At 66.6% G+C, this 26,408-nt stretch carries 30 protein-coding genes and 2 tRNA genes; 16 read left to right on the top strand and 16 right to left on the bottom strand.

The window, feature by feature from the left end:
- Position 1 precedes the first annotated feature (1 nt).
- The 7 genes from FDA38_RS21445 (at position 2) to FDA38_RS21475 (ending at position 3,207) form a co-directional block, all read left to right on the top strand.
- Positions 2-478, top strand: a complete 477-nt coding sequence (locus FDA38_RS21445) for an NUDIX hydrolase (RefSeq protein ID WP_137255883.1) — start codon at positions 2-4, stop codon at positions 476-478.
- Positions 479-518: 40 nt separating this feature from the next.
- Positions 519-1,040 (top strand): DinB family protein, encoded by a 522-nt coding sequence (locus tag FDA38_RS21450; protein ID WP_137255884.1) that lies wholly within the window; start codon positions 519-521, stop codon positions 1,038-1,040.
- A gap of 9 nt (positions 1,041-1,049) precedes the next feature.
- Positions 1,050-1,295 (top strand): hypothetical protein, encoded by a 246-nt coding sequence (locus FDA38_RS21455; protein ID WP_137255885.1) that lies wholly within the window; start codon positions 1,050-1,052, stop codon positions 1,293-1,295.
- 9 nt (positions 1,296-1,304) lie between these two features.
- Complete coding sequence (locus FDA38_RS21460) at positions 1,305-1,772, top strand: NUDIX hydrolase (RefSeq protein WP_233714931.1); 468 nt, start codon at positions 1,305-1,307, stop codon at positions 1,770-1,772.
- A 73-nt stretch (positions 1,773-1,845) separates the two neighbouring features.
- Entirely contained in the window at positions 1,846-2,391 is a 546-nt protein-coding gene (locus tag FDA38_RS21465) for a dihydrofolate reductase family protein (RefSeq protein ID WP_137255886.1), read from the top strand.
- Positions 2,391-2,837 carry a hypothetical protein gene (locus FDA38_RS21470; RefSeq protein WP_137255887.1) on the top strand — a complete coding sequence of 149 codons (447 nt, stop codon included), beginning with the start codon at positions 2,391-2,393 and terminating at the stop codon, positions 2,835-2,837. The genes FDA38_RS21465 and FDA38_RS21470 overlap by 1 nt, the downstream gene beginning before the upstream one ends.
- Positions 2,838-2,847: 10 nt before the next feature.
- Positions 2,848-3,207, top strand: a complete 360-nt coding sequence (locus FDA38_RS21475; RefSeq protein ID WP_137255888.1) for a hypothetical protein — start codon at positions 2,848-2,850, stop codon at positions 3,205-3,207.
- A gap of 225 nt (positions 3,208-3,432) precedes the next feature.
- On the opposite strand, the gene FDA38_RS21480 is transcribed toward FDA38_RS21475, so the two are convergent.
- Complete coding sequence (locus FDA38_RS21480) at positions 3,433-4,119, bottom strand: Type 1 glutamine amidotransferase-like domain-containing protein (RefSeq protein ID WP_137255889.1); 687 nt, start codon at positions 4,117-4,119, stop codon at positions 3,433-3,435.
- Between the two features lie 188 nt (positions 4,120-4,307).
- Here FDA38_RS21480 and FDA38_RS21485 point away from each other — a divergent pair, with 188 nt between their 5' ends.
- Positions 4,308-4,721, top strand: a complete 414-nt coding sequence (locus FDA38_RS21485) for an NUDIX domain-containing protein (protein ID WP_137255890.1) — start codon at positions 4,308-4,310, stop codon at positions 4,719-4,721.
- Between the two features lie 104 nt (positions 4,722-4,825).
- Here the strand turns inward: FDA38_RS21485 and FDA38_RS21490 are convergent, their stop codons facing one another.
- Both FDA38_RS21490 and FDA38_RS21495 read right to left on the bottom strand, forming a co-directional pair.
- Entirely contained in the window at positions 4,826-5,317 is a 492-nt protein-coding gene (locus FDA38_RS21490; protein ID WP_170989824.1) for an SRPBCC domain-containing protein, read from the bottom strand.
- Positions 5,307-5,654, bottom strand: a complete 348-nt coding sequence (locus FDA38_RS21495) for an ArsR/SmtB family transcription factor (RefSeq protein ID WP_137255892.1) — start codon at positions 5,652-5,654, stop codon at positions 5,307-5,309. The genes FDA38_RS21490 and FDA38_RS21495 overlap by 11 nt, the downstream gene beginning before the upstream one ends.
- Positions 5,655-6,123: 469 nt before the next feature.
- On the opposite strand from FDA38_RS21495, the gene FDA38_RS21500 reads away from it, so the two are divergent.
- Both FDA38_RS21500 and FDA38_RS21505 read left to right on the top strand, forming a co-directional pair.
- Entirely contained in the window at positions 6,124-6,777 is a 654-nt protein-coding gene (locus FDA38_RS21500; protein WP_137255893.1) for a DUF433 domain-containing protein, read from the top strand.
- A gap of 13 nt (positions 6,778-6,790) precedes the next feature.
- The gene (locus FDA38_RS21505) at positions 6,791-7,237 is read left to right on the top strand and encodes a DUF5615 family PIN-like protein (RefSeq protein WP_137255894.1); all 447 of its coding nucleotides are present in this window, start codon (positions 6,791-6,793) and stop codon (positions 7,235-7,237) included.
- Positions 7,238-7,583: 346 nt separating this feature from the next.
- Here FDA38_RS21505 and FDA38_RS21510 read toward each other — a convergent pair whose 3' ends face one another.
- The 7 genes from FDA38_RS21510 to gyrB form a co-directional block, all read right to left on the bottom strand.
- Positions 7,584-7,949: a hypothetical protein gene (locus FDA38_RS21510; protein WP_137255895.1), complete on the bottom strand. Its 366-nt coding sequence runs from the start codon at positions 7,947-7,949 to the stop codon at positions 7,584-7,586.
- A 707-nt stretch (positions 7,950-8,656) separates the two neighbouring features.
- Positions 8,657-8,732: transfer RNA gene (locus tag FDA38_RS21515), tRNA-Ala, on the bottom strand.
- A gap of 10 nt (positions 8,733-8,742) precedes the next feature.
- Positions 8,743-8,874, bottom strand: coding sequence for a DLW-39 family protein (locus tag FDA38_RS43140; protein WP_233714837.1), 132 nt, complete (start codon positions 8,872-8,874; stop codon positions 8,743-8,745).
- A gap of 39 nt (positions 8,875-8,913) precedes the next feature.
- A tRNA-Ile gene (locus FDA38_RS21520) sits at positions 8,914-8,987 on the bottom strand.
- Between the two features lie 96 nt (positions 8,988-9,083).
- On the bottom strand, positions 9,084-9,587 hold the full coding sequence (locus FDA38_RS43145) for a DUF3566 domain-containing protein (protein WP_170989825.1): 504 nt from the start codon (positions 9,585-9,587) through the stop codon (positions 9,084-9,086).
- A gap of 353 nt (positions 9,588-9,940) precedes the next feature.
- Positions 9,941-12,535, bottom strand: a complete 2,595-nt coding sequence (gene gyrA, locus FDA38_RS21530; RefSeq protein WP_380090967.1) for a DNA gyrase subunit A — start codon at positions 12,533-12,535, stop codon at positions 9,941-9,943.
- Between the two features lie 108 nt (positions 12,536-12,643).
- Complete coding sequence (gyrB, locus tag FDA38_RS21535) at positions 12,644-14,704, bottom strand: DNA topoisomerase (ATP-hydrolyzing) subunit B (RefSeq protein WP_137255898.1); 2,061 nt, start codon at positions 14,702-14,704, stop codon at positions 12,644-12,646.
- A gap of 365 nt (positions 14,705-15,069) precedes the next feature.
- Here gyrB and FDA38_RS21540 point away from each other — a divergent pair, with 365 nt between their 5' ends.
- Genes FDA38_RS21540 through FDA38_RS21550 form a run of 3 tightly spaced genes read left to right on the top strand, consistent with a single transcriptional unit; the run spans position 15,070 to position 16,861 of the window.
- Complete coding sequence (locus FDA38_RS21540; protein ID WP_137255899.1) at positions 15,070-15,705, top strand: hypothetical protein; 636 nt, start codon at positions 15,070-15,072, stop codon at positions 15,703-15,705.
- Positions 15,702-16,307 carry a hypothetical protein gene (locus FDA38_RS21545; RefSeq protein WP_137255900.1) on the top strand — a complete coding sequence of 202 codons (606 nt, stop codon included), beginning with the start codon at positions 15,702-15,704 and terminating at the stop codon, positions 16,305-16,307. The genes FDA38_RS21540 and FDA38_RS21545 overlap by 4 nt, the downstream gene beginning before the upstream one ends.
- Positions 16,304-16,861, top strand: coding sequence for a hypothetical protein (locus FDA38_RS21550; protein WP_137255901.1), 558 nt, complete (start codon positions 16,304-16,306; stop codon positions 16,859-16,861). Before FDA38_RS21545 ends, FDA38_RS21550 begins: the two co-directional genes overlap by 4 nt.
- 6 nt (positions 16,862-16,867) lie before the next feature.
- On the opposite strand, the gene FDA38_RS21555 is transcribed toward FDA38_RS21550, so the two are convergent.
- The 6 genes from FDA38_RS21555 to dnaA form a co-directional block, all read right to left on the bottom strand.
- The gene (locus FDA38_RS21555) at positions 16,868-18,208 is read right to left on the bottom strand and encodes a hypothetical protein (protein WP_137255902.1); all 1,341 of its coding nucleotides are present in this window, start codon (positions 18,206-18,208) and stop codon (positions 16,868-16,870) included.
- A 48-nt stretch (positions 18,209-18,256) separates the two neighbouring features.
- Positions 18,257-18,820 carry a DUF721 domain-containing protein gene (locus tag FDA38_RS42315; protein WP_170989826.1) on the bottom strand — a complete coding sequence of 188 codons (564 nt, stop codon included), beginning with the start codon at positions 18,818-18,820 and terminating at the stop codon, positions 18,257-18,259.
- Positions 18,813-19,952, bottom strand: a complete 1,140-nt coding sequence (gene recF / locus FDA38_RS21565; RefSeq protein ID WP_137255903.1) for a DNA replication/repair protein RecF — start codon at positions 19,950-19,952, stop codon at positions 18,813-18,815. Before recF ends, FDA38_RS42315 begins: the two co-directional genes overlap by 8 nt.
- A 1-nt stretch (position 19,953) precedes the next feature.
- On the bottom strand, positions 19,954-20,877 hold the full coding sequence (gene gnd, locus FDA38_RS21570; protein WP_137255904.1) for a phosphogluconate dehydrogenase (NAD(+)-dependent, decarboxylating): 924 nt from the start codon (positions 20,875-20,877) through the stop codon (positions 19,954-19,956).
- Between the two features lie 27 nt (positions 20,878-20,904).
- Complete coding sequence (gene dnaN / locus FDA38_RS21575) at positions 20,905-22,050, bottom strand: DNA polymerase III subunit beta (protein WP_137255905.1); 1,146 nt, start codon at positions 22,048-22,050, stop codon at positions 20,905-20,907.
- A gap of 456 nt (positions 22,051-22,506) precedes the next feature.
- Entirely contained in the window at positions 22,507-24,153 is a 1,647-nt protein-coding gene (gene dnaA, locus FDA38_RS21580) for a chromosomal replication initiator protein DnaA (protein WP_380090969.1), read from the bottom strand.
- A gap of 1,401 nt (positions 24,154-25,554) precedes the next feature.
- Between dnaA and rpmH the strand changes: the two genes are divergently transcribed.
- From rpmH to yidD, 3 genes are read left to right on the top strand one after another with little or no spacing between them, the layout of a single operon-like run.
- Positions 25,555-25,692 (top strand): 50S ribosomal protein L34, encoded by a 138-nt coding sequence (gene rpmH, locus FDA38_RS21585; RefSeq protein ID WP_130386492.1) that lies wholly within the window; start codon positions 25,555-25,557, stop codon positions 25,690-25,692.
- Between the two features lie 26 nt (positions 25,693-25,718).
- Positions 25,719-26,060, top strand: coding sequence for a ribonuclease P protein component (rnpA, locus tag FDA38_RS21590; RefSeq protein ID WP_137255906.1), 342 nt, complete (start codon positions 25,719-25,721; stop codon positions 26,058-26,060).
- Complete coding sequence (yidD, locus tag FDA38_RS21595) at positions 26,060-26,389, top strand: membrane protein insertion efficiency factor YidD (RefSeq protein WP_137256702.1); 330 nt, start codon at positions 26,060-26,062, stop codon at positions 26,387-26,389. The genes rnpA and yidD overlap by 1 nt, the downstream gene beginning before the upstream one ends.
- The last annotated feature ends 19 nt before the right edge of the window (positions 26,390-26,408 follow it).

The raw sequence follows: 26,408 nt of genomic DNA on the forward strand, positions 1-26,408 counted from the left end.
GGTGAGCAGACGACTGGCGGCGTACGCGGTGTGCATCGAGGACGGACGGGTGCTGCTGGCGCGCTACGTCTCGCCGTACGGCGACGGCACCTGGTGGACGCTGCCCGGCGGAGGTGTCGAACCGTGTGAGGACCCGTTCGACGCCGTCACCCGCGAGGTCGCCGAGGAGACCGGCTATTCATCCGTCGTCGAGCGCCTCCTCGGCGTCGACTCCCGCATCATCCCGGCCGCCGAACGCCATCATCCCGGCCCCGAGGACCACCAGAACATCGGCATCTTCTACGCCGTCCGCGTCACCGCCGGCACCACCCGCCCCGAACCCAACGGCGAAACCGCCGAATCCGTCTGGACGCCGCTGACCACCGTCGCGAGTTTGCCGCGCGCCGCCCTCGTGGACACCGGCATCACCCTCGCTCAGTCGCAACCCCCGACCGGCCACGTCCCACCATCAGCTACCACGGACGTCATCCATCCCTGATCGCCTGTCGATCTACGCCGACCTCGGACATCGGTCAGGTATGAACGACATCGTGATCGAGAAGATCATCCGACCTGAGCGCACCCTGTCCGGCACCTGGCTCGAAGTGATCGCCTCGAACCTCGACTACCACCGAGCCACCTTCCTGTGGAAATGCGAGGGCCTGACGGAGACCCAACTCCGCCACCGCCCGCTCCCCTCCACAGACCTGACCCTGCTCTCCCTCATGCGCCACCTACAGGGCGTCGAACGCTACTGGCTCCAACACCGCCTGGCCGACACCACCCCGCAGTACCCCACCTACCGAACCAACCCCGACACCGACTGGTTCGACGAATCCGACCCCACGCCCGCCAAGGACGTGTACGCCGACTACCTGTCCGCCTGCGCCGACTCCAGAGCCCTCTTCCCACCGCGCGACCTGACCCGCCCCATCCCCAACCCCGAATTCGGCAACACCGACCCCCACTTCATCCTCACCCACGTAATAGAGGAATACGCCCGCCACACAGGCCACGCCGACCTCCTCCGAGAATCCCTGGACGGCACCACCGGCGAATAGGTTGAGCACGTGATCCGCCTGACCGCCGACGATCTCACTCTCACCGACTCCCAAGCGCTGAAGATCCGATACCACCTGCTCGAGTTCATCCCCGCCACTCGCTGCACCATCCACCGCGGCCCGGGCCCGGTCATCGAAGTCCCGGACCACGACCCAGCCGAACTGGCCCCAGGCGTCCTCGACCGCATCGAGCAGATAGCGGACTGCTCCTTCAAGGTCGAATCCGCACCGGCGGGTCGGCGAGAGGTGGAATAGTTGCTGGTCGTGTATGAGCTTCCGGTAGAGAACACCGACGGGTCGGTGCTGCTCAGCTTCGAGCGGATCCGTGAAGACCAGTTCGGCAGTCTGGATCCCTCGGTGCCGTTGACTGCGTCCCTCGTCGTGCTTTGGTGCGGTGACGAGTGCCTGATGGTCTTCAACCGGTTCCGGAACGCCTGGGAGCTGCCCGGCGGCATGATCGATCCAGGTGAGTCCCCGCGCGAAGCCGCAGTACGCGAACTCGCAGAGGAGACCGACCAACGCGCGGACTCCCTCGACTTCGCCGGAGTGGCCAAGATCCAGATGGCACCCGACAACCGCATCGAGTACCTCGCGACGTACCGCGGCCGGCTCGCCGCACCACGACCTTTCACGCCGAACAAAGAGATGTCCGCCGCCACCTGGTGGAACCCGGGCGAGCCTCTGCCCGACCTGTTCCCGGTAGACGCTGCCCTCGCATCCCTCTGCCCTTAGCGGTGTCGATTCGCGAGTGCCTCGTTCGACCTAGTGGTGATCAAACAGCTCACGCATCCCACGAAGGAGAATCATGGCCGAACCGCGGAAGGTTGTCGCCGGCTACTTCCTGTCGCTCGACGGAGTAGCCGAGGCTCCGGACAAGTTCCTCACCGGCTGGGACGACGAGACCGACGCCAGCGGCGCCAGGCTCATCGAGACCCAGGACGTCGTCATCCTCGGCCGCCGCACGTACGACGAATGGTCCGGCTTCTGGCCCACCAGCGAGATCGAGCCCTTCGCGTCCTTCATCAACGCCACCCCCAAGTACGTCGCCACGTCGAAGCCACTCGAAGCCGACTGGTCCAACTCCCACGCGATCGAAGGCGACCTGTCCGACTTCGTCCACACCCTCAAATCCCAACCCGGCGGCGACATCGGCATCCACGGCAGCATCTCAATCACCCAATCCCTCCTGGCCGCCAACCTCGTCGACGAACTCCGCCTAGTCATCGCCCCCACCATCGTCACCACCGGCCAACGCCTCCTCACCAACCTCCCACCCACCCACCTAGAAACCATCCGCTCCACCCCCACCCCCGCCGGCCACCTCCTCGTCGACTACCGCGTAGTCCACTAGTGCACCCCCTCGAGACCTACACAGCCGCCAACAACTGGCCCCACGCCGCCGCAGCGACCGCATCCCGCCTAATCCTGCGAACGCTGCAAGACACCGTCACCAGCTTCGAGACCGACATCCCAGCAACTTCCCCAGACTGGCCCCCAACCGCCGCCTCCGCCGCCGAAGTCCTCCGCGGTGTTGCACGTCGGAAGAGCCGCGGCGACTACGCACAAACCGGAATCATCAAGAACCCCAGCAACGAGGTTTGGTCGGCCTTCGTCGAGTTCGCCGCTTGGGCGTACGACGCAACCGTCTGGAATTCCACCGGCGACGCCATCGTCTCCCTCGCCGACGAGGCCCACTCAATCGTCATCCGCATCACCCACCACCAGCACACCGCAATCACCGCCGGCCTGGCCGCGGCCGGGCATAAAAGGGCGCGCCTCGAGAGACTCAACCAGTGATGATGCTGCGATGCCTGAAAAACACTCACGCCCAGTACCTGGCGGCCGAGCCTTCTACCTGACCGAACGCCTCTGGGAGTTGTCAGCCGGCCTTCCCATCGAGCCAGTACCAATCGACTCCATCAAGGCATTCGACGAGGACTGCTGGTTCGGCGGCGCCCCCGTCACCTGCCGAATGGTCGCCCACCACGCCGCCCTCATCCAAAAAGCCGATCTCACCTACCCAGTAATCCTCTCCACCGACGGCCACCTAATGGACGGCGGCCACAGAATCTCCAAGGCCTGGATCAACGGCCAACCAACAATCAACGCCGTCCGCTTCAAAACCGACCCAGCCCCCGACTACTTCGAATGGGACCCCACCACCTGAGCCCGCACCGCCCAGTCCGAGCCCAGTCCCACACATCGCCCCGGACGCTGACAGCTGCCAACCCATGCCCGCGCATCGGCTTCGTTCGCAGTCGCGGCCAGCACGATCCGCTCGTCCGGCGAAGCGGAGCTCGACCGGGTCCGCTTCGTCAAAGACCGGTCGCCGCTGGGGCACTCGAGGGCACGAACCATCTGATCCGCCGATCAGTGCAAGTGCGTATCGGACCTAGGGAAGTCGGATGCGGTCGTTTGCAGTGACCGTGAGCGGGCTTGTATCGCCCCGACGAACAAGCTTCAGCGGCTCCGGTCCGACGGCCTCAACCTCAAGCAGTTGGCTGACCAACGCCATCGCGCCGTCTGGGATGCCCAAGACAGTGCACGTTGGAAAGGCATTCAGCCACGGATCCAGGTCGTAGTTTCCGAAGTGTGGAGCGACCAGCGTGGACGGCAGCCAACCCCAAAGCGACTGCACCTTGCGGGCGTCTCGCGAACCGTTAATCATGCCGACTCCGAGAACGAGGGCGCCGGCGCTGCATCCTGCGATAACGGCACCCTCGTCGTGTGCCGCTCGCAGTGCGGCCAGGGCCGGGGTTCCAACGGTTGCCTCGTGAATTCGAAGTGGTGATCCACCGGTGATGAGCACCAGATCCGCCTCGGCGAGCCGCTGGACGACCGCAGAACGATATGCGTCCTCGCGCGTGTGCAGACCGGAGTCGACGAGTCGGACGTCAATGCCTTTGGTACAAAAGTGCTGCTCGAGGCCGTGGAGGTCACCCGGCTCGTCCAACGGCGTCTGTAACACGACCGCCGAGATCGGCCTCCTGTGGCCTGGATGGCTTCTCTGTACCTGTTGCAGGATGACCAACTCGTGGGGCGACGGCGACGTGCTGTAGAGAAAGGCCGATCCCGCCATGGACGCCGACCCTACCGGCTCACGAAAGCTGGCCACCCGCCGAGCGCTCTGGACCTGGGTCGCGGGTGCCGGACGATCGAGCGGCCAAGGAGGCCAATCCGCGATCAGAACGGCGACTCATGACAAATCGGAGCGCGCATCGACGAGGAAACGTCATGCTGCTAGGCGTCCGCGCCTAGGGTGTCGGAATGGTTGCCCCGATTCCGATTGCAGTTGCTGCGCTTGTGCGGGACGGGCAGGTGCTGCTGGCGCATCGGCATCCGTCGCGTCGGTGGTATCCGGACTGTTGGGACCTCGTTGGCGGACACGTCGAGGCGGATGAGTTGCCTCAGCAGGCCGTCGTTCGAGAGTGCCTCGAAGAACTCGGGGTGCAGGTCCACGACCCCGTGCCGTTCCCGATCAAGATCAGTGACCCGACGCTCGAAATGCACGCATTCCTCGTCACCCGCTGGGACGGCGAACCCACCAACGCCGAACCCGAGGAGCACGACGACCTCCGCTGGTTCCGACCCAGCGACCTCGCGGATCTGAAGCTGGCCCAACCGGTAGCCCTGCCAAGCATCCTGAGCGCCATCCAGGTCGCAACCGCTCAGCCGATGTGACCCGCCGGGCTGGTGTCCTCGTCCGGTGATGCGCGGCTTTCGTCCGCCAAGTGATCTGCGACAGTCCGGCGCACGGATCGCGGCACGAGCGTGCATTCCGTTCGTCAGGCTCGGCTGGGGTCGAGGAGTGACCGGAGGATGGCTTCCATCTCGTCGAGGCTGTCTTGCCGGCCGTCGAAGCCGGTCATGTGGTCGCGTCCTGCCTTGTCATGGAACGCCAGTCTCCAAGTGAACGTCGTCACTCCGTCAAGTTCCTGCAGCTCCATCGTTTCGACTGCCTCGACATCCGGCCAGCAGTTGAAATGCCACGTCTCCACAGTTCGGACCGGCGGCTCGACCTCCAGGTAGGTCCCGCTGAACGAGAAGACGGTTCCGTCTCCGGTCACGAAGGAGGAGTGGTAGTTCCCACCAACCCGCAGGTCGATCGAGCACTCCGTCATCCGGTCCGGGGGTGTCGCGCCCCATTTGCCCACGTGCTCGGGCTTCGTCAACACGTCGAAGACGAGAGCGATCGGAGCGTCGAACTCTCGAGTGATGACAACCTCGAGTTCGTTCGGGAATGTGATGACTGCAGAACCATGCCGATCAGGTGTCACGGTCGTCCCCTTGTCGTTGCAGCTCTTCGAGGTAGTCCTCGATCCGATCCAGTCGGTCGTTGATCGCCCGCTCGTACTTGGCCACCCAGTCCTGCACGGGCTGAAGCTGCTCCGGGGCCAGGCGGTAGAGCCGGCGCCGACCCTCGGCGCGGCACTCGACGAGCCCCACCTCACCGAGCACCCGGAGGTGCCTCGAAACCTGGGGCTGAGACATCGAGACGGCACCGACAATCGCCCCGACCGCCTTCTCGCCCGTGAGCAGCACATCGAGGATCGCGCGGCGGTGAACGTCACCGAGGGCGTTGAACACATCCGACGTTGTCGAGGCTCGTGCCACCACACGAACGTATCTCCATATGGATATATGTCAAGGGTGCGGACGCAAAGCGCCACTCGATGGACGCCCGCTCATCGGCAGATCCGTGCCGGGGCGAGTGGGCACGCGAAGTGGCCGCGCCGAGGATCAGCCCGACGAGGAAAGCGGACGCGTAGCACGCGGGGGTTGACCGCAGTACGTAAGAAGCCGGCACCGGCTTGTGGTGGAGACGAGGGGACCTGAACCACTAACCCCTGCCTTGCAAAGGCGGTTGTGCCGCCTCCGCCCATCTGAGCGGCAGATGACTGAGCTCGGGCTCGACCGGTTGCACCCCGTGAATGACCGGTCGAGCCCGTCGGCATGCTCTCGTTAGGGCACGCAGAGGGCACGACTCACCCCTTCACGCGACACACAGGGGCCCGTGTTAGTCATCTGAGCACATGGCTTACACCCGTGGCATGATGCATACAGAGATCCCCGAGGAGACAGAGTGAGCTATCCGACACCTCTTGCCGCCGCTCTGAGTGGTGCCTCCGTGCCGCAGCTCAACTATTGGCGCAGGAAGATTCCTGGCAAGGGAGTTCTCTTCGCGCCAGAGTATGGCTCGCGACCCCGAGCTTTGTACTCCTACCGCGACATCGTTGTGTTGCGGATGTTCGCGCGACTGCGCGGCGATCTCTCACTTCAGAAGGTGCGTAAGGTTGTCGCGGTGTTAGACGAGATGCATCCCGGAACGCATCTCTCGGCGCACAAGGTCAAGGCACTTCCAGGTGGAGCTACGGCTGTGTGGGTAAATCCGGACGGTGACTATGTCGACGTTCTCAAGCACCCCGGACAGGGCACGCTGAAGATCGTGATGGATGACGTGTTCAACGCCTTCACCACAAGCGACGGGCGACACGTCCCCAACCTCGGGAAGCCCGTAACCGGCGTGAGAATCGATCCCGAAGTGCGTGGTGGGTATCCGGTCATCGAGGGGACTCGGATTCCGTTCCACATCGTGGCTGGGTTGTGCGCCGACGGGGTACCCGCGAATGAGATCGCCGAGCTATACCCGTCAGTGTCTGCACTTGACGTCGAGGGCGCTGTGGAGTTGACCCGGCTAGTTGCCGGTACGCACAAGCGCAGCTCAACGGCCGCGTAAGGCAACGAGAGGCATGAGGCTGCTCCTCGATGAGGACGTGCCAGTACCCCTGCTGGACTTGATCCGTCACCTGCTCCGACGCCCGGAGCCGGGCCACGAAGTTGAGCATGTGGGGTCTCTCGGCTGGAGGGGGAAGAAGGACCGGCCGCTCTACCGGGACGCCGCCGAGCGCAAGTTCAATGCGATCCTCACGAATGACATGAGTCAGCTCAACGACCCTGATGAGTGCAAGGCCCTTCAAAGGTCCCGCCTCCACTACATCAGCTATGACCTTGACAACGGTCTCGATGGACTGGCCCTGGCCTCCGCAGCGATCTGTGCAGCCATTCGGCCGGTCATGGCCGAGCTTGACACCGTATCGACACAGCGGATAGTCCACATCCAGCGCGTGGCCAAGGCTCGTCGTCGTTACGACATCTCCAACCCGGCTACCAATCCGCCGACCGAGTACTGGCCATAAACCAGCATCCACACCTGCCCCGTCCCCCTGATAGCTGACAACGAAGGTCAGCGCTGCGCGGGTCAAGAGTCGGCTTGCCGATCCCGTAGCTACGCCGTAGGCGATCTTGATGCGGGTCGTGGTGGCCGTACGATCGAGCGCCCAGGGGGACGAGGCTACCCACGGTCGGACGCCGGGACGGCGGCTACAGGCGGTTGGGATCGAGTGGGTGGAGAGGCGTTCTGCTACTGGTCACCGGCGAGGACGGCGCCCTGGCGCCGCCCGCAGTCCGGGGCCGCGCCCAAGGCGCGCCGTTGATCCATAAGAGCCAAAATCGGCAGAGCCCCGCAGAGGTGTCTGGATCGGGTTAGCTTGGCTCCACGTCCGCATCGCCCAGTACCGCTCGCAACTCCCGCACCAGCAAGTCGATCGCGCGTGCATCTTGCTCCGGAGAAAGAGGCCCAAGGTCGCGAGACATGCGGGGCTCGTCGCCGATCGCCTCCTCAAGTAGTGCCGACGGCCAGGAGATCGATCCCGTCTTGCGGCGCTCTGATACTCGCGATTGCAGGCGCTGATTGATGCTCTCTGCTTGGGCCATGTCGAATCCGATCACCAGCGCGATCGCGCGTTCGTACGTCGGTCGCCCCACCCACATTCCAAGTCTGGTCTGCAGGACTTCGATAACGAACGGCCAGGTCAGCGGTCGCGTGTGAACCTGTGGTGCGTCTCCCATGCACCGGTTCTACACCGTTCAGCTCGCGCGGATCGCCTCGGTGAGTTCGTCGATCTGGGCGATGACAGCATCGGCTCCAGCGGCGGTCAGGTCGTCGGCCTTGCCGGGCTTGTTGGCGTAGCCGATGCTGGCGGCTCCGATCGATCGAGCGGCGTGTAGAACCCGGCTTCTGGACAGGGCCGAGTTCGCAGAGCGCTTCCGGGATCTGTCCGACCGACCGACGAGCGATGTCGCGATCGGCTCGCGTACTGCGGGTCGTCCCGCTGCGCAGCCGCCATCGCCACCCCAGCCTCACTCGCAGGCGCCGGCCAAGTAGTCGCACGGGGCGGCAGCGCCGGGTTCGGCGATAGGTGGAAGGATGCACCGGTGATAAGCCGGGGCGGGTGGGAGCGCGCGAAGTGGCTGCGCCGAGGAGCAGCGCGACGAGGAAAGCGGGCGCGCAGCACGCGAGGGTTGAGCACGGCCCACGACGGCGTGGTCCGCCCATACGAACACGCTGGCCTAGCAGTCACCGCGCGATAAGCGCGCAACCGCGGGCGGTAGCCCGCCACGTCCGGCGATAGCCGGAAGGGATGCACCGGCGATAAGCCGGGGGGTGGGTGGGCAGCGCGCGTAGCGGCTGCGCCGAGGAGCAGCGCGACGAGGAAAGCGGCCGCGTAGCGTGCTGGGGCTGACCGCAGTACGCAAAGAAGCCGGCAACCGGGTTGTGGTGGAGACGAGGGGACTTGAACCCCTAACCCCTGCCTTGCAAAGGCAGTGCTCTGCCAGTTGAGCTACGCCCCCGTGAGGGTGGTCAGCGACCCGGGGTTACCGAGTCGACGGCCTCGGCCCAGAGGTCCTTGTCGGCACGGGACTGCTGGGTCTTCTTGTAGGCGAAGTATCCACCGATGCCGGCCAGCAGCACCAGCAGGAGCTTCTTCAGCACTGGGACTCCTCGGAATCGGGGGCTTCACAAATGTGAGGGTGGGCCTAACTGGACTTGAACCAGTGACCTCTGCCTTATCAGGGCAGCGCTCTAACCGTCTGAGCTATAGGCCCGCGTACTGCGGTGTCGAACCCGGGAGAGATTACCGCACCAAGTGCCCTACTCCCAAACCGGTTCCGGCCGGGCCCGACCAGGGCCCGGCACGAGAATCAGTCCTCCGACGCCAGCGTGACTTCGAGGCCGCCGAGCAGCGTGGCGGCGATGTTGTAGAGGAAGGATCCGAGCGTGGCGAGCGCCGTGATGATGAGTACGTCGGCGCAGGCCAGCAGCGTCGTGAAGCCCATCACCTTGCCGGTGTTGATGTAGTTCTCGACCCGGAACGGCTCGGCCGTCGGCGTACCCAGCACCTCTTGCACGGTGCTGTTGATGTTGTCGAAAACACCCGCCGCACCGATCGCGGACCAGATGATGAAGACCGCGACCCAGGTCACGATCCCGAAGGCGATCGACAGCAGGAACGCCGTCTTCATCACCGACCACGGATCGATCCGGGACATCCGGAGCCGCGCCTTGCGGGTCTGCGGCCGGCTCGAGGTCTTGGCGTCCTTCTCGGCGAGCCGCGCCTGCCTGGCCTCTTCCCGGTCGGTCTTGTCCGGCTTGGCCGCGGTCACGGCAGCCGCCTTGTCGAGCACCGCCTGACGCGCCGCGCTCACCCGGTCACCGAACGACTCGGTCTTCGCGGCCGGGCTTTCGTACGGCGAGCTCGGCGCGGGGGGCGTCGTACCCGGGGGAGACCAAGGCTCCGGCCGGCCCGGGGTGCTGGGAGAAGGCTGGGGACGGACCGGTGCGCCTGCGCCGGGAGCGGCCGGCCGCGGCTGCGGCCGGTACTCCGAGGACGGCCGCTGACCGTTCGCAGGCCTCGGCTGGCCGCCCGGCACACCGTTGGAACGACCGTTGGAGGCCGGGTTGGCCGGGGCAGCAGACGGCTTCCCACCCGGCGCGGGGCGCTGGGACTTGGAGCTGTCGGCCGCACCTTCAGGCCATGTCGGCCTCGCGCGGTTGGTCATCAGTCACCCTCCTGGCCGGCTTCGTCGTCTTCGACGGTAGCCGCGCCGTCCACGTCCGTCGAACGTTCGTCATCATTCTGGACGCTCTCAGAGGTGGATTCGGTTGTCGGAACGTCCACATTCTGGGCACCAATTGTCTCAGTACCCTCTTCGACGCCCTCCGACTCCTCCAGGGCCAGGCTCAGGTCGGTGTTCCGGGCGATCGCGACCACCGCGTCGGACTCGCCGACCCCGGCGAACCGCACGCCCATCGTGTCGCGGCCCTTGACCGGCACGCTGTCGACCCGGCTGCGGACGACCTGGCCGCTGGCCTTGATCGCCAGCACCTGGTCCTCGTCGACGACGATGATCGCGCCGACCAGCGAACCACGCTCGTCGTTCAGCTTCACGGCCTTGATCCCGAGCCCGCCGCGGCCCTGCTGGCGGTACTCCGAAACCCGCGACCGCTTCGCGTACCCGGCGTCGGTCACGGTGAAGACGAACTGCGTGTCCTCCTCCGAACCGGCCCGGATCACCGACATCGACAGCAGCTCGTCGCCGGAGCGGAACTTCATGCCGGTCACACCGGAGGTGGCCCGGCCCATCGGCCGCAGCTGCTCGTCGTTCGCGGTGAAGCGGATCGACTGGCCCTTGCGGGACACGAGCAGCAGGTCGTCCTCGGCGGTGGCCAGGTCGGCGCCGATCAGCTCGTCGTCCTCCTCGCGGAAGTTGACCGCGATGATGCCGCTCTGCCGGGCCGAGTCGTAGTCGCGCAGCGCGGTCTTCTTGACCAGACCCCGCTTGGTCGCGAGCACGAGGTACTCCGACTGGTCGTAGTCGCGCAGCGTCAGAACCTGCGCGATCTCCTCGTCCGGCTGGAACGAGAGCAGCCCGGCGACGTGCGAGCCCTTCGCGTCCCGGGCGGACTCGGGCAGCTGCCACACCTTGGCCCGGTACACCCGGCCCTTGGTGGTGAAGAACAGCATCCAGTGGTGGTTCGTGGTGGCGAAGAAGTGGCTGATCTCGTCCTCGGCCCGCAGTTGCGCGCCCCGGACACCCTTGCCGCCGCGGTTCTGCGTCCGGTACAGGTCGGTCTTGGTCCGCTTCGCGTAACCGCCGCGGGTGATCGTGACGACCACGTCCTCGTCCGGCACCAGGTCCTGCACGGACAGGTCGCCGTCGGCCGCGATGATCTCGGTACGCCGCTCGTCGCCGTACCGCTCGACGATCTCGCTGAGCTCGTCCTTGACGATCGTGCGCTGCCGCTCGGGGCTGGCCAGGATGTCCTCGAGGTCGGCGATGATCGCCTCGAGCTCCTGCAACCGCTCGATGATCTTCTGCCGCTCCAGGGCGGCCAGCCGGCGCAGCTGCATGTCGAGGATGGCCTGCGCCTGGATCTCGTCGATGTCGAGCAGCTGGATCAGGCCGGTGCGCGCCTCTTCGACGTCGGGGCTGCGCCGGATCAGCGCGATCACCTCGTCGAGGGCGTCGAGCGCCTTCACGTACCCGCGGTAGATGTGCGCGTTCTTCTCGGCCTCGCGCAGACGGAAGCGGGTCCGCCGCTGGATGACCTCGATCTGGTGGTCGATCCAGTGCTTGATGAACAGGTCCACACTCAGCGTCCGCGGTACGCCGTCGACGAGCGCGAGCATGTTGCAGCCGAAGGTGTCCTGCAGCTGCGTGTGCTTGTAGAGGTTGTTCAGTACGACGCGGGGCTGCGCGTCACGCTTCAGTACGACGACCAGCCGCTGCCCGGTCCGCGACGAGCTGTCGTCGCGGATGTCGGCGATGCCGTTCATCTTGCCGGTGTTGACCAGCTCGGCGATCTTCAGTGCCAGGTTGTCCGGGTTCACCATGTACGGCAGCTCGGTGACGACCAGGCTGGTCCGGCCCTTGGCGTCTTCCTCGATGTCCACGACCGCGCGCATCGTGACCGAACCACGGCCGGTGCGGTACGCGTCGTCGATGCCCTTGTACCCGACGATCAGCGCGCCGTTCGGGAAGTCGGGGCCCTTGATGTTCTGCAGGCAGGCGTCGAGCAGCTCCTCGCGGGTCGCGTCCGGGTGCTCGAGCGCCCAGTCGACCGCGGCCGCGACCTCACGCAGGTTGTGCGGCGGGATGTTGGTCGCCATCCCGACCGCGATCCCGGACGAGCCGTTGACCAGCAGGTTCGGGAAGCGGGCCGGCAGGATCACCGGCTCCTGCGACTTGCCGTCGTAGTTCGGCCGGAAGTCGACCGTGTCCTGGTCGATGTCGCGGACCATCTCCATCGCCAGCGGCGCCATCCGGCACTCGGTGTACCGCATCGCGGCCGCCGGGTCGTTGCCCGGGGAACCGAAGTTGCCCTGGCCCTGGATCAGCGGCGCGCGCATCACCCACGGCTGCGCGAGCCGGACCAGGGTGTCGTAGATCGCCGAGTCGCCGTGCGGGTGGTACTGACCCATGACATCACCGACGACGCGGGAGCACTTGTTGAAGCCGCGGTCCGGCCGGTAGCCGCCGTCGTACATCGCGTAGAGGATGCGGCGGTGCACCGGCTTGAGGCCGTCGCGAACCTCGGGCAGCGCGCGGCCGACGATGACGGCCATCGCATAGTCGAGGTACGACTGCTGCATCTCGGTCTGCAGGTCGAGCGGCTCGACCCGGTCGTGGCCCGGCGAGGTGGGGGTCTCGGTCATGAAAAAGTCCCGTTCAGATCAGTACGTCGGTAAGCAGCAGCGAGATCAGATATCGAGGAAGCGAACGTCCTTGGCGTTGCGCTGGATGAAACTGCGCCGCGCCTCGATGTCGTCGCCCATCAGCGTCTGGAACGTCTCGTCGGCGCGGATCGCGTCGTCGAGGGTGATCTGCAGCAGCACCCGGTTGGCCGGGTCCATCGTGGTGTCCCACAGCTCGTTCGCGTTCATCTCGCCCAGACCCTTGTAGCGCTGGATCGGGTTCTCCTTGGGCAGCTTCTTGCCGGCCTCGTAGCCGGCCTCGAGCAGGCCGTCGCGCTCGCGGTCGGTGTAGGCGAGCTCGTCCGGCTGGTTGCTCCAGCGGATCTTGTACAGCGGCGGCTGCGCGGCGTACACGTGACCGCGCTCGATCAGCGGCCGCATGAACCGGAACAGCAGCGTGAGCAGCAGGGTCCGGATGTGCTGGCCGTCGACGTCGGCGTCGGCCATGATCACGATCTTGTGGTACCGGAGCTTCTCTTCGTCGAAGTCCTCGTGGATGCCGGTGCCCAGCGCGGAGATGATCGCCTGGACCTCGTTGTTCTGCAGGACCTTGTCGATCCGGGCCTTCTCGACGTTCAGGATCTTGCCGCGGATCGGCAGGATGGCCTGGAACTTCGGGTCCCGGCCGCCCTTCGCGGAGCCACCCGCCGAGTCACCCTCGACGATGTAGACCTCGCACTCCTCGGGGTTGGTCGACTGGCAGTCGGCCAGCTTGCCCGGCAGACCGCCGCCGCCGAGCAGACCCTTGCGGTTGCGGGCCAGGTCGCGCGCCTTGCGCGCCGCGATCCGGGCGCTCGCCGCGGCGGACGCCTTGCGGATGATCTCGCGACCCTCCGCCGGGTTCTGCTCGAACCAGGCGCCGAGCTTGTCGTTGACAACGCGCTGGACGAAGCCCTTCACCTCGGTGTTGCCGAGCTTGGTCTTGGTCTGGCCCTCGAACTGCGGCTCGGCGAGCTTGACCGAGATGATCGCGGTCAGGCCCTCCCGGATGTCGTCACCGGTGAGCCTGTCCTCTTTCTTCTTGATCATGCCCTGGTCCTCGCCGAACGAGTTGACCAGTGAGGTCAGCGCGGCCCGGAAGCCTTCCTCGTGCGTACCGCCCTCGTGGGTGTTGATCGCGTTCGCGAACGTGTGCACCGACTCCTGGAACGAGCCGCTCCACTGCAGCGCGACCTCGAGGCTCATCGTGTCGTCGGCGGTGGCCGCCTCGAACGAGATGACGTCGCGGTGCACGGTCTCGCGGATGCCGGTCAGGTACTTGACGTAGTCGACCAGGCCGTCCTCGTACCGGAAGGACTGCTCGAGCGGCTTGCCGTCCTCGTCGAAGTGGTCCGGACGCTCGTCCCGGATCACCAGCTCGAGGCCCTTGTTCAGGAAGGCGTACTCGCGGAAGCGGGTGGCCAGCGTCTCGTAGGAGTACGTCGTGGTCTCGAAGACGTCCTCGCTGGCCCAGAACGTGATCGTCGTACCGTTCGAGGTCGACGTACCGATCTCGGCCAGGTCGGCGTCCGGGACGCCGTTGGTGAAGGTCTGGGTGTACAGCTTGCCCTTGAGCTTCACATCGACCTGGAGCTTGGTGGACAGCGCGTTGACCACGGAGACGCCGACGCCGTGCAGACCGCCGGACACCTTGTAACCGCCGCCGCCGAACTTGCCGCCGGCGTGCAGGACGGTCAGTACTACGGTGACGGCCGGTTTGCCCTCGGACTCGACGATGTCGACGGGGATACCGCGGCCGTTGTCCTCGACGCGGACACCGCCGTCGGCCAGCAGCGTCACGACGATGCGGTCGCCGAACCCGGCCATCGCCTCGTCGACCGCGTTGTCGACCACCTCGGTGACGAGGTGGTGCAGGCCACGCTCACCGGTGGACCCGATGTACATACCCGGGCGCTTGCGGACCGCGTCCAGTCCCTCCAGGACCTGGATCGCACTCGCGTCGTACTCACGCTCGACGACGTTCGACGGGATCTGGTCGAGCATCTCCGGGAGCGCCTCGCTGGGTGCGGGGTTGCCGATGGGGTCGGCGGACTGGTTGGCGTCGATCTCGATCGGCTCGTCGGTCACCGGTGGTTGTCCTCCTCGGACCCCGCGTTCGCGAGGCATCGCGGCACAGTAGAGCCGCCCTCTACGGTGGTAGTAGAGGCGCGGCTCGCCCTACGTCGTCCATTCTACCTGTCGACCGAAGCAGAACCTGCCATCAGCCGCCCGAAACTCGCATCAGGGCGTCTTTTCTCCCTCATCTCCATGTCCCCTCTCGCGGGTGGGGGTCAGAAAAGCGCTCACGGCCGCTCAGTGGCCTCCGGGTGTTTCGCGACTGACCGATCCGGCACCGACCGGTCCAGACCGCTTGACCCGCCCCAGACAGAGGCCTCGCGTCCCGTGGACAAGCGGTGCCCGGCGCGCACCCACCGCCCCTTAGGATCGCTGCCGTGGAAAGTCTCGACGAGGTCATCGATGCGATGATCGCCGACCGGGTGATTCACCGGCACCGGCGAATCTGGCTGCTGGTGATCGCCCTCGTCGTAGTGGCCGTCCTGATCATCCTCGCGACCGGCGGCTGGAAAGAGAAGAAGGGCCGCACCGTCCCCACCCTGACCGCCCCGACCACGGTGACGGCCGGCCGGTTCGAGTTCAGCTTCACGAAGGCCGAGATCGTCCGGACGCCGAAGACGGAGTACGACGAGGCCGCGTCGAAGGTCAAGATCTACTTCGACGCCAAGAACATCGACAGCGAGGAACACCAGAGCGTGACTCCTGGCGGCAGCCTGCTCGTGCTGGTTCCCGGCGGCGGCGCCGACACCATCGACAGCGACGGCATCTCGTGCCGCGGCGAGATCAGCTGGGTGCTCGTCTACGGACTTCCACCGGAGAGCTGCTTCACGACCTTCAAGGTGGACCCCGACTTCGCCGCGAAGACCATCGAGATCGGTGTGCTCGGCGAGTCGTACGAAGCCGTCAGCGGCGTGTTCGGCGCCAACGACAACGAGTTCTGGCAGAACGAGGCCCCGGTCGGGGTCGTCCGGCTGGACCCGGCAGTGGTCGTCGACAACGGGGGCAACAAGTGAAGCTCTACCGCCCCGCGACGATCCTCGTCGGCGTTGTCTTCGTGCTGCTCGGCGGCGTGACCCGGCTGGCGGCGCCCGACCAGGTGTACGACGAGCAGAACATCAAGGTCATCCACGGCACGATCGGGCAGGCACTCGACTACACCGGTAGCGGATCGACGATGAAGGTCACCCGGATCAAGTTCGCCCGCTCGGTCATCGACAGCTCCGAGAGTGACGACAAGAAGGCGCTGGAGACCAACGGCATCTACCTCGCGATCGAGTGGGACGCGGTCCGCGGCGCGAAGAAGCCGGACAACATCAACGCCACTCTGCTGGCCGACGGCGGCAGCGTGTACGAGCCGGTCGAAGGACTGTCCAACAGCGGGATCGACTTCCCCGACGCCGGCTTCGCGAAGACCGGCACCGTCGTGTTCGAGCTCAACCCGGCAGACATCACCAACCTCACCCTGAGGCTGAAGCCGACCATGATCTTCAATTACTACAACTCCGACATCGAGGTCGATCTCGGGGTCCCGACCGATGCCATCGCCCAGCAGATGGTCGACACCGCGGCACCGCAGTACATCGTCGGCACCGCGGTCACCCGGGTGGCGTCATGAAGCTCGCGAGCCGGATGTCCCGGCTGACAGTACAGATCGCTCTGCTGGTGGCCCTGCTGGCTGCCGCGACGATCATCCTGCTGCGGCCCTATCTGACCGACACGGAACGGATCTACGAAGAAGGCCGGATCGACCAGGTCATCAACCAGGGGCCGGTGACGATCGCGCATGTCGAATGGAAGCTCGACTCGCTGAAGGCCTACACCTCGATTCTCGACAAGGACGGCGAAGCGATCGACCTCGCCGGGCCGGCCGGATCCACGATCGTCGTTGCCACGCTGACAGTGACTCCGCGCGAGGGGGTGTTCCTCAAGGACAAGGGCTTCACCTGCGACGCGACCCTGCGGGACACTCACGGCAACACATGGGACACCGAGCAGCCGTTCGACTACCCACTGGCGACGTACTGCGGCGACGACGACCACCCCTTCACCATGGACAAGCCGCAACAGATCGCGAAGGTCTACGTGGTGCCGAAGTCCGCCGTACCGAACCTCACCGGTGTGACCGTCGAGGACTTCACCGACCACCGTCGGGTCCTGATCACACCCTGACGGCGGTCAGACCGTGACGGGCGCCGGCTCTTTGGCTTCCGACTCCTTGGGCTGCGCAGCCGCGGCGGCCTCGTTGCGACGCTGGATGCCGACCGAGATGCACAGGTCGAACGCCGCCGCCAGCAGCGCGATCCGCAGCGGCTCGAAGATGAGCCGCTCGATCATGCTCGAGATCTCCTGGTTCATCAGGCCCCAATAGCCGCCGTGGATGCCGATCGTCCGCTGGATCAGGACGAAGGCCCAGTCGTCGGCGAGCACCCAGAGCGTGTAGACCATGCAGACCACGCCGAGGAACACCGGGCCGACCCGGACCAGCAAACGGAACGCGTTGATCGTCGGGTAGAACTTCTCGCGCAGACCCCCGAGCACCAGATCCGGCGCCTTGTAGGTCAGTTCGACCAGTCGGCCGCGCTGCGGTCCTTCCTGCTCTGCCCGACCGCCGAGCCGGCGCTCCAGCCGGGTGCCACGGAAGACTCCGCCGCTGGAGAGAACCCGGTGACCGAAGACGACCGTCGTGATCGCCAGCCAGGTCAGCGGCTCACCGACGCCGAGCTTGAACAGCGGCCAGAGGCTCTCCCAGAAGAAGCCCCACAGGAACTCGATACCTGCCGGCAACGGGATGTGGATGCCTGCGAAGAAGTCCTTCACGCCGTCCCACCAGTCCACCGACCAGTACCAGAAGGTTCGCCGCTGGAACCACAGCTTGCCCTCGGCGATCGCGAACGGCGTGATCACGAACGTGAGCAGCACGAAGAAGGCCTCGGCCCAGACCTGGGCGAACTTCACCGGACGGCTGGGCCAGCGGTCGTCGACCGCCTGAAGCAGCCGACGCAGCACCAGCAGAATCACCAGTGCCGGCAGGTACCCGTGCCAGGTGTGGATGCCGAGCTTGAAGAACCCCGAGCCGGGCTGCGTCCCGTTCTGCACCAGGTACGTCGCGCTGAGCGAGTTGACCTGTTCGTCGAAGAAGCCCCAGGCCGACCACACCGCGACCAGGGGCAGCAGCGTGATGGCCAGCAGTTCCAGCAGACCGCGTTGGGTCGGGTCCGAGGTCTCCTCGGTGTCGCTGCTCGCCGCGTCGCGCCAGCGGTACAGCGACATCGCGCAGGTGCGGATCATGCCGACGGCCGCGGTGATCTGGAGCAGCACGCCGACGGCGAACAGACCGGTCCCGAGACTCGAGTGCGCATGCTTGGCCAGCCAGATCGCGCCTTGTACACAGACCGTGAAGCCGACGAAGCCGGCCACCCACCAGGTGGTCATGGGCAGCAAGTTCTTCCACCAGAGCCGGAAGGTGTCTCCGATCAGGTGGACCATCTCGCGAAAGCCGTCAACGAGCGTGCGCATCGCGCCCGATCCTAGGGGCTGGCCGGGTCGCGGGTACAACCAGACTCGTCAGCCGTAGGTGTCGCGGGGGCCTCGGCCGCCGCGGATGGTTCGGGGGCCCTTGCGCCAGGAGGGAGTGTGCGGGCCTTGGACGTTGACGCGGGTGACGGTGCCTTCGCCCAGTTCGGTGTTGAGGCGGCGGACCAGGTCGGGGGCGAGGAGTTTGAGCTGGGTTGCCCAGGCGGTGGACGACGTACGGACGGTGAGGACCGTGTCCTCGTACGACTCGGGCTTGCAGTGTTCAGCCATTTCGGGGCCGACGATGGACGGCCAGCGGGCCATCACGCCGTGGACGGCGACGTCGACCTCCCAGCCCTGGTCGCGCATCAGGCGGCCGAGGGTGTTGGTCAGCTTCTGCGGGTCGCGGTCGTCCGGGCGGGCGCTGCTGATCTGAGCGCCGTCGATGCGCGGTCGCCGGCGGCGCTTGACCGGCATGATGCCGCCCTTGGCCGCCTGCTGCTTGAGCCGTCCCGCCAGCGACTTCGCCAGCTCGAGGCCCTGCTTGTCGTGCTCCTCCTCGCTCTCGGGACCGCTCTCAGGGCCGCTCTCAGAGGAATCCGGGGGTTCAGACACGCTGAACGACCCCTCCACCAACCTCGAACCGCGCACCACTGAGCTCAACGGGCACGTCAGCGCCGACAGCAGCGGTCACCAGTACCTGCTCGGCGGGCGCGACCAGCTCGGCCAGCCGGTCCCGGCGCTGGGTGTCCAGCTCGGCGAACACATCGTCGAGGATCAGCACCGGTTCACCCCCGTCCGCGCGAAGCAGTTCGTACGACGCCAGTCGCAGCGCGAGCGCGAACGACCACGACTCACCGTGACTCGCGTACCCCTTCGCAGGCAAGTCCCCGAGCCCGAGTACGACGTCGTCCCGATGCGGACCCACCAACGAGACCCCACGCTCGAGCTCGTCCCGCCGCTTCTCCTGCACGGCCGCCAGCAGTACGTCGGCCAACTGCTCGCGCGACGTCACCCCCGGCTCCAGCAGCACCGACGACTTGTACTCCAGCCGCGCATCACCCTTGCCTCGGGCAACAGCGTCGTACGCGCTGGACACCAACGGGCGCAGGGATTCCAGCAGCTCCAACCGCGTCGCGAGCAGCTCGGACCCGACGCGGGCCAGGTTCGAATCCCACACCTCGAGCGTGCGCAGCTGCCCTTCGGCGGCACTGGTCCGGTTCTGCCGGCGGGCCTGCGAGGCGCTCCGCAGCAGTGAGTTCCGCTGCTTCAGCACCCGGTCGTAGTCCTGCCGTACGCCGGCCATCCGCGGCGAGCGCAGCGTGAGCAACTCATCCAGGAATCGGCGCCGCTCCGACGGATCGCCTTTCACGAGCGCGAGATCCTCCGGCGCGAAGAGCACCGTCCGCAGCAGTCCGAGCACTTCCCGCGGTCGTGGGACCGGCGATCGGTTGATCCGGGCCCGATTTGCCTTCCCAGGATTGATTTCCAGCTCGACCACGACGTCCCGGTCGTACTGGCTGCGGATCTCGGTCCGCACGATCGCACGGGTGGCGCCGGCCCGCACCAGCGGTGCATCGTTCGCCACCCGGTGCGAGCCGAGGGTCGCGGTGTAGTGGATCGCCTCGACCAGGTTGGTCTTGCCGTGGCCGTTCGGACCGACGAAGGCCGTCACGCCCGGGGTGAGCTCGACCTCCGCCTGCTGGTAGGACCGGAAATCGAGCAGACCCAGGGCGGTGACGTACACCTCAGTGCTTGATCGGGGGTGTCGCGTACGACGGGTCGGCGGACTCGGCGCCCTTCACCGCGTGACCGCCGAACTGGTTCCGCATCGCGGCGATCGCCTTCATCGCCGGCGAGTCGTCCTGCCGCGAGGAGAACCGGGCGAACAGCGCGGCCGCGATGGCCGGCACCGGTACGGCGAGGTCGATCGCGGCCTCGACGGTCCAGCGGCCCTCGCCGGAGTCATCGGCGTACCCGCGGATCTTCTCCAGGTGGTTGTCGTCCTCCAGCGCGTTCACCAGCAGGTCGAGCAGCCAGGAGCGGATCACGGTGCCCTCGCGCCAGGACTGGAACGCCTCCGGCACGTTCTCCACGATGTCCGACGCCTCGAGCAGCTCGTACCCCTCGGCGTACGCCTGCATGATGCCGTACTCGATGCCGTTGTGGACCATCTTCGAGAAGTGGCCCGCGCCGACCTTGCCGGCGTGCACGAAACCGAACTCGCCCTCGGGCTTCAGCGCCTCGAAGATCGGCATCACGACGTCGACGGTGTCCTTGTCGCCGCCGCACATCAGCGCGTAGCCGTTCTCCAGGCCCCAGACTCCGCCGGAGACACCGCAGTCGACAAAGCGGATGTTCTTCTCGGCGAGCTGCGCGGCACGGCGGGTGTCATCGGTCCAGCGGCTGTTGCCGCCGTCGATGACGATGTCGCCGGGGGAGAGCAGTTCGGCCAGCTCGGTGACGACCGGATCGATGGCCTGGACCGGCACCATCACCCAGACGACCTTCGGCTGGCCGCTGTCGGTGAGCTTGCCGACCATGTCGGCCAGGTCCTTGGCATCGGAGATGTTCTGGTTGTGGTCGAACCCGACCACGGTGTGGCCCGCGTTGCGGATCCGCTGGCGCATGTTGCCGCCCATCTTGCCGAGACCGACAAGGCCGAGCTCCATCTGAATCCCCTTGTTCTATTGGCTTTCTCAGCTGTTCAGGCGGACCGGCATCAGCACGTACCGGAACTCGCTGATCGGTTCGCCGTCGAAGTCCCGCACACCGGTCAGTTCGGCCGGCTTCGTCGCCTGCGTGAAGGCCAGGTGCGCGACCGGGGTACCGATCGCGCCGAGGCCGTCGAGCAGGTACGTCGGATTGAAGCCTACGGTCACCGGCTCGCCGACGACCCGGGCCTCGAGCGACTCCGACGCCTGCGCCTCGTCGCCACTGCCGGCGTCGAGCGTCACGGTGTCTTCCTCGAACGTCAGCCGGACCGGGGCGTTCCGCTCGGCGACCAGCGCGACCCGCTTGACCGCCTCGACCAGGGTCGCGGTGTCGATCCGCACCCGGGTCGCGATCGCGGCGTCGGTCGGGATGATGCCGCGGACCTTCGGGAACTCGCCGTCGAGCAGCCGGGTGGTGGCGCGCCGGTTGCCACCGGACACCTCACCCTCGAAGCCGACGATGCCGTCGCCGCTGCCCGGGGCGGCCAGCGACACGATCACGTCGGAGCCGGTCATCGCCTTCGCGGTCTCGGACAGCACCCGGGCCGGCACCAGCGCGGCCGCGGACGCGTCGGGGGACTGCGGATTCCACTCGAGCTCACGGATCGCGAGCCGGTAGCGGTCGGTGGCGAGCAGCGAGATCGTGGAGCCCTCGATCTCGACCCGGACACCGGTCAGCACCGGCAGCGTGTCCTCACGCCCGGCCGCGGTCACCACCTGGGAGACGGCCTGGGCGAAGACGTCGGCCTTGACCGTCCCGCTGGCGGCCGGAAGCTCCGGCAGGGCCGGATATTCCTCTGTGGGAAGCGTCTGGAGCGTGAACCGCGAACTGCCACAGGTGACCTGGGCCTTCGCTCCGTCCACGGCGAAGTCCACGGGCTGGTTCGGAAGACTCTTGGAGATGTCGGCAACGAGCCGGCCGGAGATCAGGCACTTGCCGGAGTCCGCCACCTGCGCGGGCACGGTGACACGGACCGAGGTCTCGTAGTCGAAGCCGGACAGGGTGATCTGCCCGTCCTCGGCCTCGACCAGAAGGCCGGCAAGGATCGGAACGCTGGGACGACTGGGCAAACTGCGCGCGGCCCAGGCCACCGACTCGGCCAGTACGTCGCGCTCGACGCGAAACTTCACCGCTGGGTGCCTCCTGATTCGGCTGTGTGCCAGGCAGATCCTGCCACGGACAAAGGTGCTGTGCGCCCATCGGGCCTGACGTGGCGCTTCGGGCGGGTCGCGTCGGCGTCGTACTGAGGTTGCTGCAGGTGCTTACGGAGACAGCCTGACAGGTCGGTCCAATCGGCGCGAGATCGGGGTTTTCCCCAGATCGGGCCGCCCGTTCGTTTTGTGGACTGGGACCTCTCTACAGATTCCATAGTGTTCTTCGCACCGGTGGATACTGTGGAAAAGCGACGACTTCGCAGGTCAGACCGCATTTCTGGGTGGGGACGGCGTGTGGACGACTCTCGGTCGTGCTGGGGACGGCTGCGGATGACGGATTCTGTCCCCACAGGGCGTCCACACGACAGAGCGGTGTATCCACGGCAATACCCACAGTTTTCCACAGCTGTGTCCCCAGCCTGTGCGGTTCTTCTACTGCTGCTTCGCCTGGTGTTTGATCCGGTTCGTCAGCTCGGTGACCTGGTTGAAAACACTGCGCCGTTCGGACATCAGCTGCCGGATCTTGCGTTCCGCGTGCATGACCGTGGTGTGGTCGCGGCCGCCGAACTGCTGGCCGATCTTCGGTAGCGACAGATCGGTCAGCTCGCGACACAGATACATGGCGATCTGTCGTGCGGTCACGAGGACGCGGCTCCGGCTGGACCCGCACAGGTCGTCGATCGACAGACCGAAGTACGACGCCGTCTGGCCCATGATCATGCTGGCGGTGACTTCGGGCTTGCTGCCTTCAGGAATCAGGTCCTTCAGCACGATCTCGGCCAGGCTCAGATCGACCGGCTGCCGGTTCAGGCTGGCGAACGCGGTGACACGGATCAGTGCGCCCTCGAGCTCACGGATGTTCGTCTGCACCTTCGATGCGATGAACTCCAGCACCTCCGGCGGCGCGGTCAGCCGCTCGGTCGCGGCCTTCTTCCGCAGGATCGCGATCCGGGTCTCGAGGTCCGGCGGCTGGATGTCGGTGATCAGGCCCCACTCGAACCGGTTCCGGAGCCGATCCTCCAACGCCTCCAGGCGTTTCGGCGCGCGGTCGGAGCTGATCACGATCTGCTTGTTCGCGTTGTGCAGCGTGTTGAAGGTGTGGAAGAACTCTTCCTGGGTCTGGATCTTGCCTTCCAGGAACTGGATGTCGTCGATCAGCAGTACGTCGACATCGCGGTACCGGCGCTGGAACTGGGACGCCTTGTCGTCGCGGATCGCGTTGATGAAGTCGTTGGTGAACTCTTCGCTGGACACGTACCGGACGCGGGCCCCGGTGTAGAGGCTGCGGACGTAGTGCCCGATCGCGTGCAGCAGGTGGGTCTTGCCCAGACCGGAGTCGCCGTAGATCAGCTGCGGGTTGTACGCCTTGCCCGGCGCCTCGGCGACGGCGACCGCGGCCGCGTGGGCGAACCGGTTCGAGCTGCCGATGACGAAGGTCTCGAAGGTGTACTTCGGGTTGAGCCGGGCCTCGCCCTGCGCCTCGGTGGCGGACTGGGTCGGCGAACCGTTCGGCGGCGGGGCGACCGAGCCCATCGGCTGACCGAACTGCTGCTGCGGCGCCGGCTGCTGGAAGTGCTGCGGCGCGGCATCCGGACGCGGCTGGTTGTACTGCGGGCCGTTGTCGGGATCGGTCAGCGCGGACTGGATGGTCGGCTGGTACGCGCCGTCGGTGTGCAGTGGCTCGCGCACGGCGGGCGGCTGCGGGTGCTGTTGCGGGTGCTGTTGAGGCGGCTGCTGTGCGTACTGCGGGGGCTGTTGCGCGGCGGCCTGTTGCGCGGCCTGCTGCTCGCGGAGCTCGGGGTCGAGCGACGGGTCGACGGTGACGGCGATCCGGATGTCCCGGCCGAAGCTCTCGGTCAGGATCCGCTCGAGGTCGGGACGGAGCCGGGTCTCGAGCTGACCACGGGTGAAGTCGTCGGGTACTGCGACGATCGCGGTGCTCTCGTGCAGCGTCACCGGACGTGAGTTGGTCAGCCAGGCGCGCTGGTTCGGCGGGAGGCCGGCGAGGACGCGGGTCCAGGCATCACCAAGATCCGTCACCGGTGCTGCCACCTCCTGCTGGGGCGCAGGCTGGTGCACCGGCTGAGGTGCGGGCTGAGGTGCGTGCTGCAGGGGTGCGTGCTGCTGGGGTGCGTGCTGCTGAGGGATCTGCTGCTGCGGCGCCGGCTGCTGCGGAGCGTGCTGCTGCTCCGGGGTCTGGGGTTCCGCCGGCCGCCCGGCGGTCGGGTCGGTGTTCTGTTGAGGTGACCATTGGTTGGTGGTTGCGTTGTCCGCACGTCCATCACCCTCGTTCGCTGCCGAGCTCGCGCTGTCTGCGCTGCCTGTACCCCATTCGGGAGCGCTGCCCCAGGTGGTGTTCTCACCCGGGTAGCGAACATTGCCGATGGTCGGAGCCGCACCGAAGTACGCAGTACCTACCGGTGGCTGGAGCGCCGGCGGCTGGAGCGGGCCGGCCGGGAGATCGGTCGCCGCGCGCTCGAGCTCGGAGCGGTAACCGTACGGACCCGGTGGCGGCGCGGGCCGGTAACCGGGCATCGGCTGCTCCGGCATCGGGATCGGAAGGGACGGGCTCAGGTAGTCGCCCGGATCCATCCGCGGCGTCGGGGCGGGCTGCGGCGTCTCGGTCGGAGGCGTCTGGTCGGCCTCGACCCGGGGGGCCGGCGTCTCGGCCCGGGGCAGCGGCTCGGGTGCGGGCGGGACCTCGGTACGGAAGTTCGCCTCTGGTTCGGGGCGGAGGCCTGCGTCTGGTTCGGGGCGTAAGTCCTGGCGGCCGTCGCCGGAGTACTCCGCCCGGTACCCGGCTGCTGTGTATTCCACCGGTGTGACTTCCGCACTGGCGGAATGGTCCTCGACCACGCGTTGCTCCCCGATTCATCGCTGCGGTGGCCGGCGCGTTCCGGGCGGACCCGGGGTGCGCGACCATTCGACCCGACACCGTGCGGCCGGCGAGTCCTCGTGCTCGGCTCAGCGCGGTAGCTGTCTCCGCACTTCGGCGGCCGCACTGTCCACACGGTTGTCCACAGTTGTGAACGACCGCAGGAGCAGGTTGGTTACCAATCGCGGGGTGTGGGACTTCTGGTGTGAGGGAGTGACGCTAACAAGTCGGAGTAGGCAGCTTCAAGCCGTCATCCACAGGCTATGAACAGGAAATTGGGGGCAACCTGCGGCGTGTCGGGTGGACGCCGGAGCGTAGTCATGGTTGGTCATCGCTCTCAGTGGCGGCCCGGACCGGAGGGTGACGAGGTCTCGGTACTGGCGTTGCCCACTATCCTGTCCACAAGCCTGTGGAAAAGTCTGGGGATACCTGGTTTGACCTGTCCACAGGCGGCCACGTACCGTGGATCAGTCGGTGTTGAGCCGGCCGTTTCGTGCTGCGCTCCCTGCGGATACCTCCGGCGGTGTGCAGGACAGCCACCTTGGACAGATTCAATCAGTGGATTTGTCGACATTCTGTGATCTCGAGTAACCGGAGTCATTCCAGTGAGCAAGCGGACGTTTCAGCCGAACAACCGTCGCCGGCACAAGAAGCACGGCTTCCGTCTTCGGATGCGTACCCGTGCGGGTCGCGCGATCATCGCCGCCCGCCGTGGCAAGGGTCGCCAGCGCCTCGCGGCCTGAGCGACCTGCTCGACGGTGACCACCTCGTGCTGCCAGCGTCGAACCGGCTCCGCCGGTCCGACGACTTCCGTCGCGCCGTCCGGTCCGGGCGGCGCGCGTCGCGGCGCGCGGTGGTTCTCCACCTGCTGGCGGAGGACGGCTGTGCCGAGCCTCCACGTGTCGGATTCGTTGTGAACAAGGCGGTGGGCAACGCGGTTCTGCGGAACCGGGTCCACCGCCGTCTGCGTGCTGTGCTGGCAACGCGGCTTCCCGACCTTCCGGCCGGCAGCCTGGCCGTCGTCCGCGCGCTCCCGTCGTCCGCCTCGGCGTCGTACGACGAACTGGCCGCGGACGTCGACAGCGCCCTGACCAGGTTGCTGAAGCCATGATGCGGATCAATCCCGTGCGGAGCGGGATCATCGGATTCCTGAAGCTGTACCGCCTGGTCATCAGCCCGATGTACGGGCAGGTGTGCAGGTTCTACCCGAGTTGTTCGGCGTACGCCTTGGAGGCGGTCGAGCGCCACGGTGCGGTGCGCGGTAGCTGGCTGGCGATGAGGCGACTCATCCGCTGCCACCCGTGGAACCCCGGAGGCTACGACCCCGTTCCACCCACAGATGTCGACCAGCGCGGAGACCGTGAGGACCCCTGTGTTCACGGATCCGCCAACCAGCCCGGACCGTCAGCCGACGCCGGGCCTGTGCAGCGAGGTGCATGAGTGACTCTTCTGGCCATCC

This window comes from Kribbella jiaozuonensis (genome assembly GCF_005233875.1).
Lineage (GTDB): Bacteria > Actinomycetota > Actinomycetes > Propionibacteriales > Kribbellaceae > Kribbella > Kribbella jiaozuonensis.